Source organism: Pseudomonas sp. Irchel s3a12 (assembly GCF_900187485.1).
Classification (GTDB): domain Bacteria; phylum Pseudomonadota; class Gammaproteobacteria; order Pseudomonadales; family Pseudomonadaceae; genus Aquipseudomonas; species Aquipseudomonas neuropathica.
Genome location: NZ_FYDN01000002.1, coordinates 310,688 through 328,270, shown reverse-complemented (window position 1 = coordinate 328,270; position 17,583 = coordinate 310,688). Strand labels below are relative to the sequence as shown.

Sequence of the window (17,583 nt, the reverse complement as noted above, 5' to 3'; positions counted from 1 at the left end):
TGCGAGTTGCAGGGCAGGCACGGTTCAGGGGATGTTGACCATTTGTAGTCTTACGGCAGTTGAAAACTGTGCTGAGGGAGCTTGCTCCCGCTCGGCTGTGCAGCAGGCGCAAAGTCAGGCAACCCGGTGCTTCAGTGGGATTGGGGAGGCAGGTTTCAGGGCCGCTTCGCGACCCGGCGGGAGCAAGCTCCCTCGCCATAGGGGGTGGGAGTGAGCCTGCTTTTGCGTAGGTGTCAGTCCTACAATTGGCTGTTGATGCGGACTATTTCCTACAGCCTTTGGTGACAATTACGGCTGCCAGTAACTCTTTTCCCCACTCAGCTTGCGGTCGAGAAAACTCGCCGCACTGATCAACGCCAGATGCGTCAAGGCTTGCGGGGTATTACCCAAGTGCCGGCCATGGGCGTCGAACTCTTCGGCGTAGAGACCCAGCGGATTGGCATAGCGCAGCAATTGCTCAAACTCCAGATGGGCTTTTTCAACCTGCCCCGCGCGAGCAAGGCATTCGACGTACCAGAACGAACACGCGGCGAAGGCGCCTTCAGTGCCGGCCAGGCCATCGATATTGCTGTCGTCATTGCGATAGCGATAAACCATGCCATCGCGCACCAAGGTCTTTTCGATGGCTTCTAGGGTCGACAACCAGCGCGGATCCTTGGCGCTGACGAAACGCACCAACGGCATCAACAACATTGAGCCATCCAGCGCAGTGCCGCCCTTGTACTGAACGAAATGCCCGCGCTCCTCATTCCAGAAGTTGTCCCAGATGTCGGCGTAGATCGCCTGCCGGGTCGAGTCCCATTGCGCAAACGGTGCCGGTAGCGAGCGTTTCGAGGCCAGGCGAATCGCCCGGTCCAGCGCTACCCAGCACATCAGCCGCGAGTGCAGGAAGTGATGCTGCTCACCGCGCATTTCCCAAATGCCGACATCGGCGGTCTGCCACGTTTCACAGACTTGATCGACCACTTCGCGCACATGTTTCCAGCCCTCGTGGGAAATTGCGTCGCCGTATTTGTTGACCAGATACACCGCATCCATCAGCTCGCCGAAGATATCCAGTTGAATCTGATCGTAAGCGCCGTTGCCGATGCGCACCGGTTGCGCACCGCCGTGACCGGACAGGTGCGACAGCTCGGTTTCCGGCAATTCCTGACGACCATCGATGGCGTACAGAATGTTCAACTTCACCGGCTTGCCGCAGCAGTCGCTGACCCGTCCGCGCAGCCAGCCCATATAGGCGTTGGCCTCGCCGACAAAGCCCAGGCGCATGAACGCGTACACCGTGAACGAGGCATCGCGGATCCATGTGTAGCGGTAGTCCCAGTTACGTTCGCCGCCCGGCGTTTCCGGTAGACCGAAAGTGGCGGCGGCGAGAATGGCGCCGTGTTTGCGTGAGGTCAGCAGCTTCAACGCGAGGGCCGAGCGGTTGACCATTTCCCGCCAGCGCCCGCGGTAAATCGACTGACCGATCCAGTCGCGCCAGAACTTCAATGTGCGTTCCATGCACAAGTGTCCGGCGCCTTCGGCGAATCGTGGATCATCGGTCGCCCCGAGCATGAACGCCGCCGTTTCATTTTGCTTGAGCGTGAATTGTGCCACCGCCGCTTGCGCGTCGATCTGCATCGGCTGGTCCGAAGCCAGGCGCAGTGACGGTTGGCCGGAAGCGCTAAATGTCACGTCTTGTTGATCCATCTGAGCTCGGGTGTCGGCTCGGGCGTAATCGTGGCGCACGGCGCAGCGCATGGTGAAAGTCGCTTCGCCGCTGACCACGCGCACCCGACGCATCAACAGCGGCAGGTCATCGGCGTTGTCCGCCACTGGCAGCAGATCGGTGACTTCGACCACGGCGCGTTCACTCAGCCAGCGGGTTTGCAGAACGTTAGTGTCGGGCAGGTAAATCTGTTCGCGGCGGGCGTCGGGCAAGTCCGGCGCCAACTGGAAAATCCCCGCGTCCGGGGTGTCCAGCAACGAACAGAAAATCGACGGACTGTCGAACTCCGGCCAGCAGAAAAAATCCACACTGCCACGGTCGTTGATCAGTGCCGCGCTGCGCATGTCGCCGATGATGCCGTGGGCGTCGATTGGGCTTTGTCGTTCCAGGTGATGCTCAGCCATTGCCGCGAAACTCCGGATAGAGGCTCATGCCGCCGTCGATGAACAGGGTGGTGCCAACGATGTAATCGGCGGCATCCGAGGCGAGAAAGACCACGGCGTTGGCGACGTCTTGCGCGTCGCCGATGCGCCCGTAGGGAATCAGATCAAGCAGCTTTTCGCCGGCAGCGCCTTCGGTGGCATCTTTATTGATCGCCGTGCGAATCGCCCCCGGCGCGATGCCGTTGATGCGAATGCGTTGGTGGCTGACTTCCTGTGCAAGGGTCTGCATCAGCTGATCGACACCACCCTTGGACGCGGCGTAATTGACGTGCCCGGCCCAGGGAATGCGCTGGTGCACCGAACTCATGTGGATGATCTTGCCGGCCGCGCGGGACACGCCTTCACGAACGCCCTGGCGATTGAAAATCCGCAGGGCAGCGCGGGCGCAGAGGAACTGCCCGGTGAGGTTGACGCCGATCACCGCGTTCCAGTCGTCGAGGGTCATGTCCACAGCGGCGGCATCTTTTTGCATACCCGAGTTGGCCAGCAGAATATCCAGCGAACCGAAGGCATCGATGGCCGCCGAGAACAGACGCTCAACCTCGTCTTCCTTGGAGACATCAGCGCGAATGGCGATGGCCTGCCCACCGTCAGCAATGATTTGCCGGGCCAGTGCTTCGGCAGGTTCTGCCTGACGGTTGTAGTTGATGACCACTGCCGCGCCGGCAGCGGCCAGGGCTTTGGCGCACGCGTGGCCGATGCCGGAGCTGGCGCCGGTGATCAGGGCTGTTTGTCGGGCGAGGGAAATATGCATGCAAAATCGCGCCTTGAGTGAGGGCCTACATAGCTGACCGGTTGCCAATAGTGAGAGTTCATTCGGCAGAAAGGGCTGTGGTGATCTCGCCGACGCTTTCGCGAGCAGGCTCGCTCCCACACTGGATCGGCGTCGTACACAAATCCTCCTGTGGGAGTGAGCCTGCTCGCGATGGGGGCTTCACATTCCACCAACAATTCCGCGCTTCCACGCCACCCGACCCTATGGCAACTTGGCGGCCCTTGATGAGGCTGCAGTCCATGGCAAACCCCTACCGCGAATTGTTCAACGCCCCCGGCGCACGGAATTTTGTCCTGGCCGGAATGATCGCGCGCATGCCGATCTCCATGACCGGTATCGGCGTGATCACCATGCTGTCGCAGTTGAAGGGCGGGTATGCGCTGGCCGGCGCGGTGGCGGCAACCTTTGCCCTGGCCACAGCGTTTTGCGCGCCGCAGGTATCGCGTCTGGTTGACCGTTATGGGCAGCGACGCATTCTGCCGGTATCGGCATTGATCGGCGGCGGGGCACTGCTGATGTTGCTGCTGTGCACGCGGTTGCAGGCGCCGAACTGGACGCTGTTTATCTTTGCCGCGCTGGCCGGGTGCATGCCGAGCATGTCGGCGATGGTGCGGGCGCGCTGGACGGAGATCTATCGCGGCCAACCGCAGTTACAGACGGCTTATGCGCTGGAGTCAGTACTCGATGAAGTCTGCTTTATCGTCGGTGCGCCGCTGTCGGTGGGGCTGTGCGTGACGCTGTTTCCCGAGGCCGGACCACTGGCGGGACTGTTGATGCTGGCGGTCGGCGTCACCGCGTTTGTCGCCCAGCGCAGTACCGAGCCCTCGGTGCATCCGCATGAGCCACACCATCAAGGCTCGATCATTCGCTCCACGGACATGCAGTGGCTGCTGTTGTTGATGACCGCCATGGGCGTCATCGTCGGCGTGATCGATGTGGTCAGCGTCGCGTTCGCCCAGCAACAGGGGCAGCCGGCGGCAGCGAGCATCGTGTTGTCGGTGTACGGAATCGGTTCTTTCCTGTCCGGTATCGCGTTCGGTGCGATGCGCTCGAAGCTGCCGTTGCCGCAGCTGTTTTTGTACGGTGGAGTGGCGACGGCGGTGACCACATTGCCGCTGTTGCTGGCGAGCAATATTGTTGGATTGTCGGTGGCGGTATTCGTCGCCGGGCTGTTCTTCTCACCGACGCTGATTGTGGCGATGGCGTTGATCGAGCGCATTGTGCCGCCGGCCAAGCTCACTGAAGGCCTGACCTGGCTGGTGACCGGTTTGAGTATCGGCGTGGCGGTGGGCGCCGCCGGCGCAGGTGCGCTGGTCGATGCCTTCGGCGCGCGCAGCGGCTTCTGGCTGGCGATTGCTGCCGGGGCGGTAGTCCTCGCATCGGCGGTGCAGAGTTTCCGTCATTTGAAGTGATCGGCTAACCGACTAATTCCCGCGCTATCTCATCCGTTCTCTTTTACAGATAACCCTATTGAGGTAAACGCGGTGACAAAGCTGACACTGCTGTGCCTGCCCTATTCGGGCGCCAGCGCCATGGTCTACAGCCGCTGGCGGCGCCAACTGCCGTCGTGGCTGCACTTGCAACCGGTGGAATTGCCCGGGCGCGGTGCCCGTTTCGACGAACCCCTGCAGATCGACATGCGTGCGCTGGCCCGGCAACTGGCCCGCGAGCACAAGGCTGGCTTGCAGGCGCCTTACGCACTGTTCGGGCATAGCCTCGGCGCGCTGCTGGCGTGCGAGATGGCGCATGCCTTTCGCGAACTCGGAGTACCGGAACCGGTGGCGTTGTTCGCTTCCGGTACTGCTGCGCCGACGATGCGCAGTGACTACGATCGCGGCTTTGCCGAAGCGCGCAGCGATGAGGAATTGATCGATCAACTGCGCACCTTCCAGGGCACCAGCGAAGAAGTATTGGCCAACAAAGAACTGATGAGCCTGACCCTGCCGGTGCTGCGCGCCGACTTCATGATGTGCGGGCGTTTCACGCCGGCGCAGCGGCCGTTGCTCAATTGCCCGGTGCACGTGCTGGGCGGCAAGGAAGACCGCGCGACCACCGAGCAACTGATCGGCTGGAGCAAGGAAACCCTGGGCAGTTTTTCCGTGGACATGATGACCGGTGGGCATTTCTTCATTCATGAACACGAAGCCCGGGTCATCCGCACGATCAAGACCCATCTGGAAGTCCATCACCGCCGTCATGCGCAGGCTACGGCACCGGCGTTTTAGCGCGCGGTTCACCTATCGAGTGATTACAGGAGGCCAGTCATGGCTGTTGCTGTGGGATTTTCCGTTCGGCCACTGCTGCCGCAACGGGGGCGCTTGCCGTTGTTGGTGGAAGCGACCGATGCGGACACTGACTTGTTGGCGGTGTTCGATGAATTGAAAGAACTGGTGGACGAGCATCTGCTGCGCGACGGCGGGCTGCTGTTTCGCGGCTTCCGTCTGAACGGTGCCGAACAGTTCCGGCAGTTTGCGGCCAGTTTTGGCCATCCGTTGTTGAACTATGAATTCGGCTCGACGCCGCGCACCAACGTGACGCAGGGCGTGTACACCTCGACCGAATACCCGGCGCACCAGAGCATTCCGCTGCACAACGAGCAGGCTTATTCCCGCGACTGGCCGATGAAGATCTGGTTCTACAGCATGATCGCCGCCAAGTCCGGCGGCGAGACGCCGATTGCCGACAGCCGTGAAGTTTATCGGCGCATTCCGTTGGCAATTCGCGAGCGCTTCGTCAGCAAAGGGCTGATGTATGTGCGCAACTTCGGCAACGGCTTGGATGTGGCTTGGGAAGACGTGTTCAACACCGACGATCGCGAGGTCGTCGAGGCCTACTGCAAGGCTCACGGCATTGTCTGCGAATGGAAGGACGACGGTGAATTGCGCACCCGCCAGACTTGTCAGGCGGTGGCGGTGCATCCGGTGACCGGCGACAACGTCTGGTTCAATCAGGCGCACCTGTTCCACATTTCCAACCTGCAAGCGGAAGTGCGCGAAAGCCTGCTCGATATCGTCGACGAAGAGGACTTGCCGCGTAACGTCTATTACGGCGATGGTTCGGCGATTGAAGACGAGGTGCTGGCGCAGATTCGCGCGGTGCTCGATGAGTGCGCGATCAGTTTTCCTTGGCAGGAGGGCGATGTGCTGATGCTCGACAACATGCTCTCGGCGCATGCGCGTTCGCCATTCGAGGGGCCGCGCAAAGTGATTGTCGCCATGGCTGAAGGGCATTCACAGGGGCCGCTCTGAGCAATCCCCACACCTGGTGGTAAAGCAGCCGAAGCCGGTCTCGTACCGGCTTCGGCGTTTGTGTGCCTACCGTCGGGCCGCTGTTGCGCCAGCGCGCTAAATCATCGCGTTTGTCATTCGTTCTTGTTGATACGACCGGGTCTCCTGGTCACGCCGCCGATCAGCAAGGACCCCATGCATGAATGCCGCAGACGCCCAGAAACTAGCCCGTCGTTTTATCGAACTGCCACAGGACAAACGCCGTTTGTTCCTCGCCGGCATGGCCCGTGAGGGCATCGATTTTGCGCAGCTTCCCATGACTGCCTGTGACGGAATCGCCGAGCGCGACGGGCTTTCGTACGCCCAGCAGCGGATGTGGTTTCTTTGGCAACTGGACCCGCACAGTGCCGCTTACAACTTGCCGATGGCGGTGCGCCTGACGGGCGACCTGCAAGCGCAGGCGCTGGAGCAGGCGTTCAGTCTACTGGCGGCGCGGCACGAGTGCTTGCGCACCACCTTTGGTCAGGAGGGTGAGCGCGCGTTTCAGCGTGTCGCCGAACCGCAGCCGTTGAAACTGCCGATCACTGATCTGAGTGCGCTGCCCGAGACCCAGCGCTGGCCGCTGGCGCAACAGCACATGATGGCTGAGGCCGCTCAGGCCTTCGATCTCGAGAACGGTCCGCTGCTCAGCCTGCGCCTGTTGCGTCTGGCCGAGCAGGAGCATGTGTTGCTGCTGACCTTGCACCACATCATCGCCGATGGCTGGTCGATGAATATTCTCATCGATGAATTCATGCGCACTTACGATGCTCTGGTGGCGGGGCGCGAGCCGTCATTGCCGGCACTTACCGTGCACTACCGCGATTTCGCCCTGTGGCAACGCAGTTGGCTGGAGGCCGGTGAGCGCGAACGTCAGCTGGATTACTGGCGCACGCAATTGGGCGACGAGCATCCGCTGCTTGAGCTGCCGACCGATCGTGCCTATCCGGCGCAATCCAGTCATCAGGGCGCGCGTCTGGAAGCGGTGATCGACGCAGCGCTGCGCCAAGAGCTGAAAAGCCTCGCGCAACGTCAGGGCGTGACGCTGTTCGTGGTGCTGTTGGCGGCGTTCAAAACGTTGTTGCATCGCTACAGCGGCCAGACCGACATCCGCGTCGGCGGGTTGATTGCCAACCGTACGCGCAGCGAAACCGAAGGGCTGATCGGCTTCTTCGTCAACACGCAGATCCTGCGCAGTGAAGTCACCGCACAAACCCGTTTTGCCGATCTGTTGCAAAGCCTGCGTCAGGCTGCGCTCGGCGCCCAGATTCATCAGGATCTGCCGTTCGATGCCTTGATCGAAGCCTTACAACCGGCGCGCAGCCAAAGCCACAACCCGTTGTTCCAGGTGATGTTCAACCACCAGCCGCTGGTGACCGACTTGCACGATGTGCAACTTGAGTCCGGTTTGCAGGTGGGCTATTTGACTGAGGAGCAATTGGCCGGCAGCGGTCGCCAACATGCCGCCACCAGCGACCTGATGCTCGACACCCGCGAGGAGGGCGAGCAGTTGTTCGCGGCGTTCACCTACGCCACCGATATTTTTGATGCCACCACCATTGCTGCTATGGCCGGGCATTGGCGCAACATCCTCGCGTCCGTGTGCCGCGATCCGCAGCAAATCGTCGGCGAAGTCGAACTGCTGGCGGAGGCGGAACGTGCACAACTCATTCAGGCCACCGAAGCAGAACCTGTGTTCGCCAGCGTGCAGACCCTGTTCGAAGCGCAAGTAGCGCGCACGCCACAGGCATTGGCAGTGATTCTGGCGACCGAGCCGTCGCCGGCACTCAGCTATGCCGAGTTGAACACCCGCAGTAATCGTCTGGCCCATCAGTTGCGCGCTCGCGGTGTCGGCCCTGATGTGCTGGTCGGTGTCGCGTTGGGGCGCTCGCTGGAACTGGCGGTGGCGTTGCTGGCGGTGCTCAAGGCCGGCGGCGCCTACGTGCCGTTGGATCCGCAAACCCCGGCCGAACGCTTGCGCCATGTGCTAGATGACAGCGGTTTGAAATTGCTGCTGACCGATCACGCCAGCCTCGCCAGCCTGCCGGATCTGGATGGCGTCGATTGCCTGTGCCTGGAGCAACTGGCCGACAGTGATCAGGCCCACAATCTGCCGGTGACGGTCGCCGCGCAAAACCTCGCCTATGTGATCTACACCTCCGGTTCCACCGGGCGCCCGAAAGGAGTCGCGGTCAGCCACGGCGCGCTGAGCGAGTTCATCGCCCGCGCCATTGATTACAGCGACCTGCGTGAAGGCGATCGCGTTCTGCAGTTCGCCACCAGCAGCTTCGACGGCTTTGTCGAGCAGTTTTTCCCGCCGCTGTGCCACGGCGCCGCAGTCGTCCTGCGCGATGCGCGGTTGTGGGACAGCGCGGCGTTGCATCAAGTGATTGTCGATCACGGCATCACCTTGGCCGACTTGCCGGCGGCTTATTGGTATTGGCTGGTGCAGGAATTTGCCGCTAATCCACCGAGCGGCTTCGGTGCGCTGCGGCAGATTCACGTCGGCGGCGAAGCGATGGCGGTGGACGGTTTGCGCTTGTGGCAACAGGCCGGTTTGGGCCATGTGCACTTGCTCAATACCTACGGGCCGACCGAGGCCACGGTGGTGTCGAGCATTCACGATTGCACGGCATTGACGGCAGACGCCGTGTCGTGGCGCGGCATCCCGATCGGCCACGGTCTCGACGCGCGCCGTTTATACGTGCTGGACGATGATTTGAACCTTCTGCCGCAAGGCGCGGTGGGTGAGTTGTACATCGGTGGTCCGGGCCTGGCGCGGGGTTATCACCGCCAGCCGATGCTCAGCGCCGAGCGTTTTATCGCCGACCCGTTTGCCGATGGCCAGCGCCTGTACCGCACCGGTGACCGCGCGCGCTTGCGACCTGACGGAGCCGTGGAGTACATCGGTAGGGCCGATCATCAAGTGAAGATTCGCGGTTTCCGCATCGAGTTGGGCGAAATCGAATCGCGCCTGCAGCAATGCCCTGGCGTTCGCGAAGCCGTGGTGCTGGCGGTGCCGCTCAGCGGCGGCCAGCAACTGGTGGCCTACGTAGTCGCCGATCAGGCCACGCTCGAAAACGCCGCGACGCAAGCGGCGTTCCGTCAGCAAATTCGCGCTGCCCTGCAAGCCCATTTGCCGGACTACATGGTGCCGGGCCACTTGCTGTTGCTGGCGAACCTGCCGCTGACACCCAGCGGCAAGCTCGATCGCAAGGCGTTGCCGGCGCCGGATCCGGCGCAGTTGCAGGGCGATTATCGCGCCCCGCAATCGGACGCCGAGTTGTGTCTGGCGCAGATCTGGGCGGATGTTTTGCAAGTTTCGCGGGTGGGTCTTGACGATCACTTTTTTGAACTGGGCGGCCACTCGCTGTTGGCCGCGCAAGTGATTGCCCGGGTGAAAAGTCAGCAGGGCGTGGTGCTGCCGCTACGCAGCCTGTTCGAGAAACCGCTGCTGATCGATCTGGCCGCCGTGTTGGCGCAACTGGCAGATGGCGCAACGAACGACGACTGGTCCGACATGGATCAGTTCATGAGTGCTTTGGAAGGAGAAGAAGTATGAGCGGCACAATGTCGGAACGTATCGCGAAGAGGTTCGTCGGCTTGCCGCTGGAACAGCGTCGGCTGTTTCTGGCCAAGTTGCGCGAAGATGGCAAGGACTTCAGCCTGTTGCCGCTGCCGGTCAGTCGTCACGATATCGCGCCGATTCCGTTGTCGTTCGCTCAGCAGCGCCTGCTGTTTCTCTGGCAACTCGAACCGCAAAGCGCTGCTTACAACATGGCCGCCGGCCTGCGCCTGAATGGGCGTCTGGACGAAGCGGCGCTGCAGCGCTCCTTCGATCATCTGGTGGCGCGCCATGAGGTCCTGCGCACGGTGTTCCAGACTGACGGTGATCAGCCGCATCAGGTGATCCTTGAACAGCAACCGCTGGCCGTGGAGCGTATCGACCTGACCCGCCTGCCGGCAGCAGAACGCGAGCAAGCGTTGGCGCAACAGGTGCAGACCGTCACTGCAAGGCCTTTCGATTTGCGCCACGGGCCGCTGCTGCGCGCCAGTCTGTTTGCCCTGGCCGACGAGGAATTCGTGCTGGTGGTGAGCATGCACCACATCGTCTCTGACGGCTGGTCGATGGACGTGATGGTCAAGGAATTCGTCCAGTGCTATCAGGCGTTCAGCCTCGAACGCGAACCGCAATTGCCGGCGCTGGCGCTGCAATACGCCGACTATGCGATCTGGCAGCGCCGCTGGCTGGAAGCCGGCGAGGGCGAGCGTCAACTTGATTACTGGCGCCAGCAACTGGGTGAAGAACATCCGCTGCTGGAAGTGGCGCCGGACTTTGCCCGGCCACTGACGCAAAGCTTCGAAGGCCAGACCCTGAGTTTTGATTTCGGTGCGCCGCTATCCCTGCAACTCAACGCCTTCGCCCGTAGCCAAGGCATCAGTCTGTTCATGCTGGTGCTGGCCGGGTTCTCGCTGTTTCTGTCGCGGCAGGCCGGGCAGCGCGACATTCGTGTCGGCGTGCCGAATGCCAACCGTGGCCGTGCTGAAGTCGAAGGGCTGATCGGCTTTTTCGTCAACACCCAAGTGCTGCGTTGCGAGGTGGATGAGCGCGGCAGTTTCGAGGATTTGCTGGCGCGGGTGCGTGAAGCTTCGTTCGGCGCGCAGGCGCATCAGGAGTTGCCGTTCGAGCAACTGGTGGACGAGTTGGTGGCTGAACGCACCCTCGGCCACAACCCGCTGTTCCAGGCCAAGTTCAACCAGAACGTCGGCATGCAGAAACAGCGCGCGATGGCTCTGCCAGGGCTGACTGTCGCCGAGTATCCGCTGGACAAGGACGGCACCCACTTCGATCTGGCGCTGGACATCACCGATGACGGCACGCTGATTCACGGTCAGATGACCTATGCCAGCGACCTCTATCGCCCGCAGACCGTCGAAGCTTTCGTGCCGGCCTTGCTCGGTCTGTTCAGCGAATTGCTGAAAGCGCCGCAGGCACCGTTGCACAGTGTTGCGTTGATCTTGCCAGCACCGCTCCCGGCACCCGCCGAGCCGGCGTTGTTGGTGTTGCAGCACTGGGATCGTGAAGTCGCGCGCCAGCCCGAAGCATTGGCCGCGCGCGACTTGAATCAGGCCTTGAGTTTTCAGGGGCTGGATCAGGCGGCCAATCGACTGGCCCATCATTTGCGCGCCCAAGGCGTGCGCGACGGCCAGCCGGTGGCAGTGCTGATGGAGCGTTCGCTGGACTGGCTGACTTCTGTGCTGGCGATCTTCAAGGCGGGCGCGGTGTACATGCCGCTGGACGTCAAGGCGCCGGACGCACGCCTGCAGCAGATGCTTGGCGCTGCGAAAGCACGGCTGCTGTTGTGCGCCGAAGGCGATGCGCGTGTCTCCGCGCTGGCGGTCGATGGCTGTCAGGGCATCGCCTTTGCAGCGCAGCAGTGGCAGTCAATGCTGGACACTTGCCCAGCCGTGACGCTGTGCGCGCAATCACCGGCGTACGTGATTCACACCTCCGGTTCCACCGGGCAACCGAAAGGCGTACTGGTCAGCCACGGTGCGCTGGGCAGTTATGTGCGCGGTGTGCTGGAACGGATGGCGCCGACGGCGGACAGCAGCATGGCGCTGGTCTCGACCATTGCTGCGGATCTGGGCTTTACCGTGCTCTTCGGTGCGCTGTGTTCCGGGCGCCTGTTGCATGTCTTGCCGGAAGAATTGGGCTTCGATCCGGACCGCTTTGCCGAGTACATGGCCACGCATCAAGTGGGCATGCTGAAAATCGTCCCGGGCCATCTGGCCGCGTTGTTGCAGGCCGCGCGGGCTGCCGACGTGCTGCCGGAACACGCGTTGATTGTCGGCGGTGAAGCGTGCTCGCCGGCGCTGGTCGAGCGCGTGCGCCAGCTCAAACCGGGCTGCCGCCTCATCAACCACTACGGGCCGAGCGAAACCACGGTGGGCGTGCTGGCCCATGAAGTCGGTGATCTGAGCCTGACGCGCAGCGTACCGGTCGGTAGCACACTGGCCGGCGCTCACGTTTACGTGCTCGACGATGTGCTGAACAACGTCGCCGATCAGGTGGCTGGCGAGTTGTATATCGGTGGTGACAGCGTGGCGCTGGGCTACCTGAATCAGCCGGGGCTGACGGCCGAGCGCTTCCTGCCCGATCCGTTTGGCGCGCCGGGTGCGCGGGTGTACCGCAGTGGTGACCGGGTACGCCGCAATCGTCAGCAAACGGTGGAATTCATCGGCCGTGCCGACGATCAAGTCAAGGTGCGCGGTTATCGCGTGGAGCCGGCGGAAGTCGCGCGGGTGTTGCTGGGCCTCGACGGCATCAGTGAAGCGGCGGTGCTGGCGCTGTCACTGGATGACGACCCGACGCGTCTGCAACTGGTCGCGTGGTGTGTGCCGGCGGCGGGGCTGACCTTGCAGGCGCAGGCGCTGCGCGAGCAATTGCAGGCGTGCCTGCCGGATTACATGGTGCCGGCGCAGATTGTGCTGCTGGAAACATTGCCGCTGACGGCCAACGGCAAGCTCGACAAGCGTGCTTTGCCGGTGCCGGGCGTGGTCACTCAGCACTTCGTCGCGCCGCAAGGTGAAGTTGAAGAGAAACTCGCGGCGATCTGGGCCGATGTGCTCAAGCTTGAACGCGTGGGCAGCAGCGACAACTTCTTCGAACTGGGTGGTGATTCGATCCTCAGCTTGCAGATCATTGCCCGGGCCAAACGCCAGGGCATCAAGCTGAGCCCCAAGCAATTGTTCGAAAAACAGACCATCGGCCAACTGGCCGCCGTGGCCAAACTGATCGAAGCCAAACCTGTCGCGGCTGCGCTACCGGCGGCTCGCGGACCGTTGCCATTGCTGCCGATTCAGGCACGTTTCTTCGAGACCGCGATTGCCCAGCGTCAGCACTGGAACCAGTCGGTGATGTTGCAGCCGACCACGCCGCTCGACGCCGCGCATCTGCGCACGGCGCTGGCCGCGCTGATCGAACAGCACGACGCATTGGCGCTGAGCTTCCAGGCGTCCGCCGACGTGTGGCAGGCAATGCCGCAGACCCAGCGTGATCCGCAGCTGTTGTGGGTGCGTGAGCTGGACAGCCTGGACGCTTTGCCGGCATTGGCCGATGTGGCCCAGCGCAGCCTGAATCTGCAACAAGGGCACTTGGTGCGGGCGGTGTTGGTGAATCTGCCGAATGCTGAGCAACGCCTGTTGCTGGTTATCCATCACCTGGTGGTCGACGGCGTGTCGTGGCGCATTCTGCTCGAAGACCTGCAGCTCGCTTACGCCGCTTTGGCGGCGGGCACGCCGCTGGTCTTGCCGGGCAAAAGCAGCTCGCTGCACAGCTGGGCCGAACATCTGCAGCGTTACGCGCAGAGTGAGGCGCTGGCCGCTGAGAGCGCCTACTGGCGGCAAACCCTGGCGGCGGGCGACGCGCAACTGCCACGGGATTTCCCGCTGGACACCCAGACCCGCGCACAAGCGGCCCGGGCCAGCACGCGCTTGAGTCAGACGCTGACCCATAAGCTGCTAAAAGTGGCGCCAGCGGCGTATCGCACGCAGATCAACGACCTGTTGCTGACGGCCCTGGCGCGGGTGTTGTGTGACTGGAGCGAACAGCCTTCGGTACTGATTCAGCTCGAAGGTCATGGTCGTGAAGACTTGTTCGACGACATCGACCTGAGCCGCACCGTGGGCTGGTTCAGCAGCTTGTTTCCGGTGCGCCTGACCCCTGAATCGACGCCGGGTGCGTCGCTGTGCGCGATCAAGGAACAGTTGCGGGCGGTGCCGGGCAAAGGCATCGGGTTTGGCGTGCTGCGTTACTTGAGCCAATCCGCCGAGTTGCAGGGATTGCCGCAGCCGCGCGTGACCTTCAACTACCTCGGCCAGTTCGACGGCGCGTTCAACGCCGACGCGGGTGCGCTGTTCGTGCCAAGCGGCGAAAGCACCGGCGCTAATCAGGACGCGGCAGCGCCGCTGGGTAACTGGCTGAGCGTTGACGGTCAGGTCTACGGCGGTGAGCTGGAATTGACCTGGACCTTCGGCAGCGGCATGTATCGCGCAGAAACCGTCGCGGCGCTGGCCGAAGCCTACCGGCGCGAGCTGGAGCGTTTGATCGAACATTGCTGCGACAGTGGCGAGGCGGCTGTGACGCCGTCGGACTTCAGTCTGGCAACGCTGACCCAGGCACAACTGTCGGCGCTGCCGATCCCGGCCCGCGACATCGTTGACCTCTATCCGCTGTCGCCGATGCAGCAGGGCATTCTGTTCCACAGCGTCAACGATCCGGACAGCCCGGCGTACACCAATCAATTGCGTGTGGATGTGCAACAACTCGACGCCGAGCGCTTCAATCAGGCCTGGCAGCAAACCGTTGATGCCCACGAGATCCTGCGCACCGCATTTGTCTGGCCACAAGACGCTGGCGCCGCAGTACAAGTGGTGCGTCAAAGTGCGCAGATGCCATGGCGCGTGCAGGACTGGCGCGGTCGTGCTGACCTCGGCACGGCGCTGGAGCAACTGGCCAGCGAGGACTTGGCCAACGGTTTCGACCTGACTGGCGCGCCGCTGTTGCGGGTGACGCTGGTGCGCACGGACGAGGCCACGCATCACCTGATTTACACCTGCCATCACATCCTCATGGACGGCTGGAGCACCTCGCAGTTGTTCGGCGAAGTGCTGCAGCGTTATGCCGGCCTGACCCCGGCGGTCGGGCAGGGGCGCTATCGCGATTACATCGAATGGCTGGATCAGCGCGATCAGCAGGCCAGCCGCGATTTCTGGACGACAGCCCTCGCTGATCTTGATGAGCCGACGCGTCTGGCCAGTGCCGTGTCGGGCGGGCAGCACGCGGCCAGCGGTTACGCCGATCACGCGCATGTATTCAGCGAAACCTTGACGGCGAACTTGAACCGCTTCGCCCGCGAGCAGAAAGTCACCCTCAACACCTTGGTGCAAGCGGCGTGGCTGGTGCTGTTGCAGCGTTATACCGGGCAGGACCATGTGGCCTTCGGCGCCACGGTTGCCGGGCGTCCGACGGATTTGCCGGGCGTCGAGCAGCAGATCGGTCTGTTCATCAACACTTTGCCGGTGGTCGCGGCGCCGTCCGCCGAGATCGTCGTCAGCCAGTGGCTGCAACAGGTGCAGGACGTCAATCTGGCACTGCGTGAACACGAGCACACGCCGCTCTACGACATTCAGCGTTGGGCCGGTGCCGGTAACGGCGCGTTGTTCGACAGCATTCTGGTGTTCGAAAACTACCCGATGGCCGAAGCGCTGCAACAAGGCCCGGCCACCGGTCTGAAGTTCTCGGCGATTCGTCGTCAGGAACAGACCAACTACCCGTTGACGCTGGTGGCGGTCACCGGGCGTGAGCTGAGCCTGGGGATCAGTTACGACCGGGCCAGTTTCGATGCGGCCGCAATCAGCGGTTTGAGCGCGCAACTGGAGAGCCTGCTGACGCAGTTCCTCGCCGATGCTTCTCTGCCGCTGGGCGATTTGCAATTGCTTGCAGAACCGCAGCGTCAACAAGCCATCGCTTGGGGCAAGGCTGACCTCACGGCAACGGACGCGCGCACGGTGCTGGAACACCTCGCCGCGCAAGTGCAGCGCCAACCGCAAGCGCATGCGGTGCTGTTCGCCGAACAACAGATCGATTACCAAAGCCTCGATACTCGGGCCAACCGTCTGGCGCACAAGCTGCAGGCACTGGGTGTCGGACCGGAGGTGCGCGTCGGCGTGTGCATGCGACGCACGCCAGATATGCTCGTGGCGTTGTTGGCCATTCTCAAGGCCGGTGGCGCGTATGTGCCGCTGGATCCGGACTACCCGCAGGAACGCTTGCTGCACATGCTCGATGACAGCCGCGCCGCCGTGCTGATCACCGAACCGGCCGCACTGGCGCTGCTGCCTGAAAACTTGAGTGCGCAGGTGTTGTTGGTGGAAGAGGGCGCGTTGAGCGCGTTCCCGACAACGGCACCGCTGGCGAATGTCACTGCACAGAATCTGGCGTACGTCATCTACACCTCCGGTTCCACCGGCAAACCGAAAGGCGTAGCCATCACCCACGGCAACCTGTCGGCGCTGATTCAGTGGTCGGCCGGGGTCTATCGCGAAGAACAGTTGCGTGGCGTGCTGGCGTCGACGTCGATCTGCTTCGACCTGTCGGTCTGGGAGATTTTCGTCACCCTGGCCTGCGGGGGTTGCCTGGTGTTGGCGGACAATGCGCTGGCGCTGGCCGATTTGCCGGCCCGCGAACAGGTCACCCTGATCAACACGGTGCCGTCGGCGATTGCCGCGCTGCAACGGGCCGGGCAGATTCCGCATTCGGTGGCGACCATCAATCTGGCCGGTGAACCGCTCAAGCAGAGCCTGGTCGACACGCTGTACGCGAGCACGTCGGTGCAGCAGGTCTATGACCTCTACGGGCCGTCGGAAGACACCACCTATTCGACCTTCACCCTGCGCACAACCCAGGGGCAGGCGAACATCGGCAGACCGTTGCCGAACACCGTGGCCTATCTGCTCGACAGCCAGTTGCAAGTACTGCCGAGTGGCGTGCCCGCCGAGTTGTACCTGGGCGGTGCCGGTGTGACCCGGGGTTATCTGCTGCGCGCAGCGCTGACCGCCGAGCGCTTTGTGCCGAACCCGTACGCCAGCAACGGCGAACGCCTGTATCGCACCGGCGATCTGGTACGCCAGGGCAGCGATGACAACATCGAGTACATCGGCCGGGCCGACCATCAGGTGAAGATTCGCGGCTTCCGTATCGAACTCAGCGAAATCGAAGCGCGACTGCTGGAGCAGGACGACATCCGTGAAGCGGTGGTGCTCGCTCAGGACGGAGCCGCCGGCAAACACCTGCACGCCTATGTGGTGGTGGCGCAGGCTGTGGTCGATCAACCGGTGTTGGCGGAACACTTGCGCAATGCACTGGCCAGTCGCTTGCCGGCGCACATGGTGCCAGGCCACTTGCACCTGATCGACGCCATTCCGCTGACTCCCAACGGCAAGCTCGATCGCAAGGCGCTGATGGCCTTGGGCGACGGCCCGACGCAGCAGCACTATCAGGCGCCGCAAAGCGATTTGCAGTGGGAGGTGGCGACGATCTGGCAGGAGGTGCTGGAGGTCGAGCAGGTGGGCCTCGCGGACAACTTCTTCCAGCTCGGCGGGCATTCGTTGCTGGCCACGCTGGTGGTGACCCGGATCAAGGAGCGTCTGGGCGACAAGGTGCCGCTAAAAGAGTTGTTCGAAACCGATACCCTCAAGGCGTTCTGCGCGCGAATCGAGGCTCTGCGCGTCGAAATGTCGCCCGTTCAGGATGAATTGGCTAAATCCCTGGAGGCCCTCAAACGTCTATCCCTCGATGATCTGGAAAAACTGATTTCTTGAGAG

The 17,583-nt window shown here is 62.6% G+C and carries 7 protein-coding genes; 5 read left to right on the top strand and 2 right to left on the bottom strand.

What is annotated here, in order from left to right:
* Positions 1-288: 288 nt before the first annotated feature.
* Entirely contained in the window at positions 289-2,115 is a 1,827-nt protein-coding gene (locus tag CKW14_RS04950; RefSeq protein WP_095124856.1) for a glycoside hydrolase family 15 protein, read from the bottom strand.
* Positions 2,108-2,908, bottom strand: coding sequence for a glucose 1-dehydrogenase (locus tag CKW14_RS04945; protein WP_093431918.1), 801 nt, complete (start codon positions 2,906-2,908; stop codon positions 2,108-2,110). Before CKW14_RS04945 ends, CKW14_RS04950 begins: the two co-directional genes overlap by 8 nt.
* A gap of 260 nt (positions 2,909-3,168) precedes the next feature.
* Here CKW14_RS04945 and CKW14_RS04940 point away from each other — a divergent pair, with 260 nt between their 5' ends.
* The 5 genes from CKW14_RS04940 to CKW14_RS04920 all read left to right on the top strand — a co-directional run bounded on the left by CKW14_RS04940 (position 3,169) and on the right by CKW14_RS04920 (position 17,580).
* Positions 3,169-4,341 (top strand): MFS transporter, encoded by a 1,173-nt coding sequence (locus CKW14_RS04940; RefSeq protein WP_095047701.1) that lies wholly within the window; start codon positions 3,169-3,171, stop codon positions 4,339-4,341.
* A 72-nt stretch (positions 4,342-4,413) separates the two neighbouring features.
* Entirely contained in the window at positions 4,414-5,154 is a 741-nt protein-coding gene (locus CKW14_RS04935) for a thioesterase II family protein (protein ID WP_095047700.1), read from the top strand.
* 39 nt (positions 5,155-5,193) lie between these two features.
* Positions 5,194-6,177: a TauD/TfdA family dioxygenase gene (locus CKW14_RS04930; protein ID WP_095047699.1), complete on the top strand. Its 984-nt coding sequence runs from the start codon at positions 5,194-5,196 to the stop codon at positions 6,175-6,177.
* 178 nt (positions 6,178-6,355) lie between these two features.
* The gene (locus tag CKW14_RS04925; protein ID WP_095124855.1) at positions 6,356-9,757 is read left to right on the top strand and encodes a non-ribosomal peptide synthetase; all 3,402 of its coding nucleotides are present in this window, start codon (positions 6,356-6,358) and stop codon (positions 9,755-9,757) included.
* Positions 9,754-17,580 (top strand): non-ribosomal peptide synthetase, encoded by a 7,827-nt coding sequence (locus tag CKW14_RS04920; protein WP_095124853.1) that lies wholly within the window; start codon positions 9,754-9,756, stop codon positions 17,578-17,580. The genes CKW14_RS04925 and CKW14_RS04920 overlap by 4 nt, the downstream gene beginning before the upstream one ends.
* Positions 17,581-17,583: the final 3 nt, after the last annotated feature.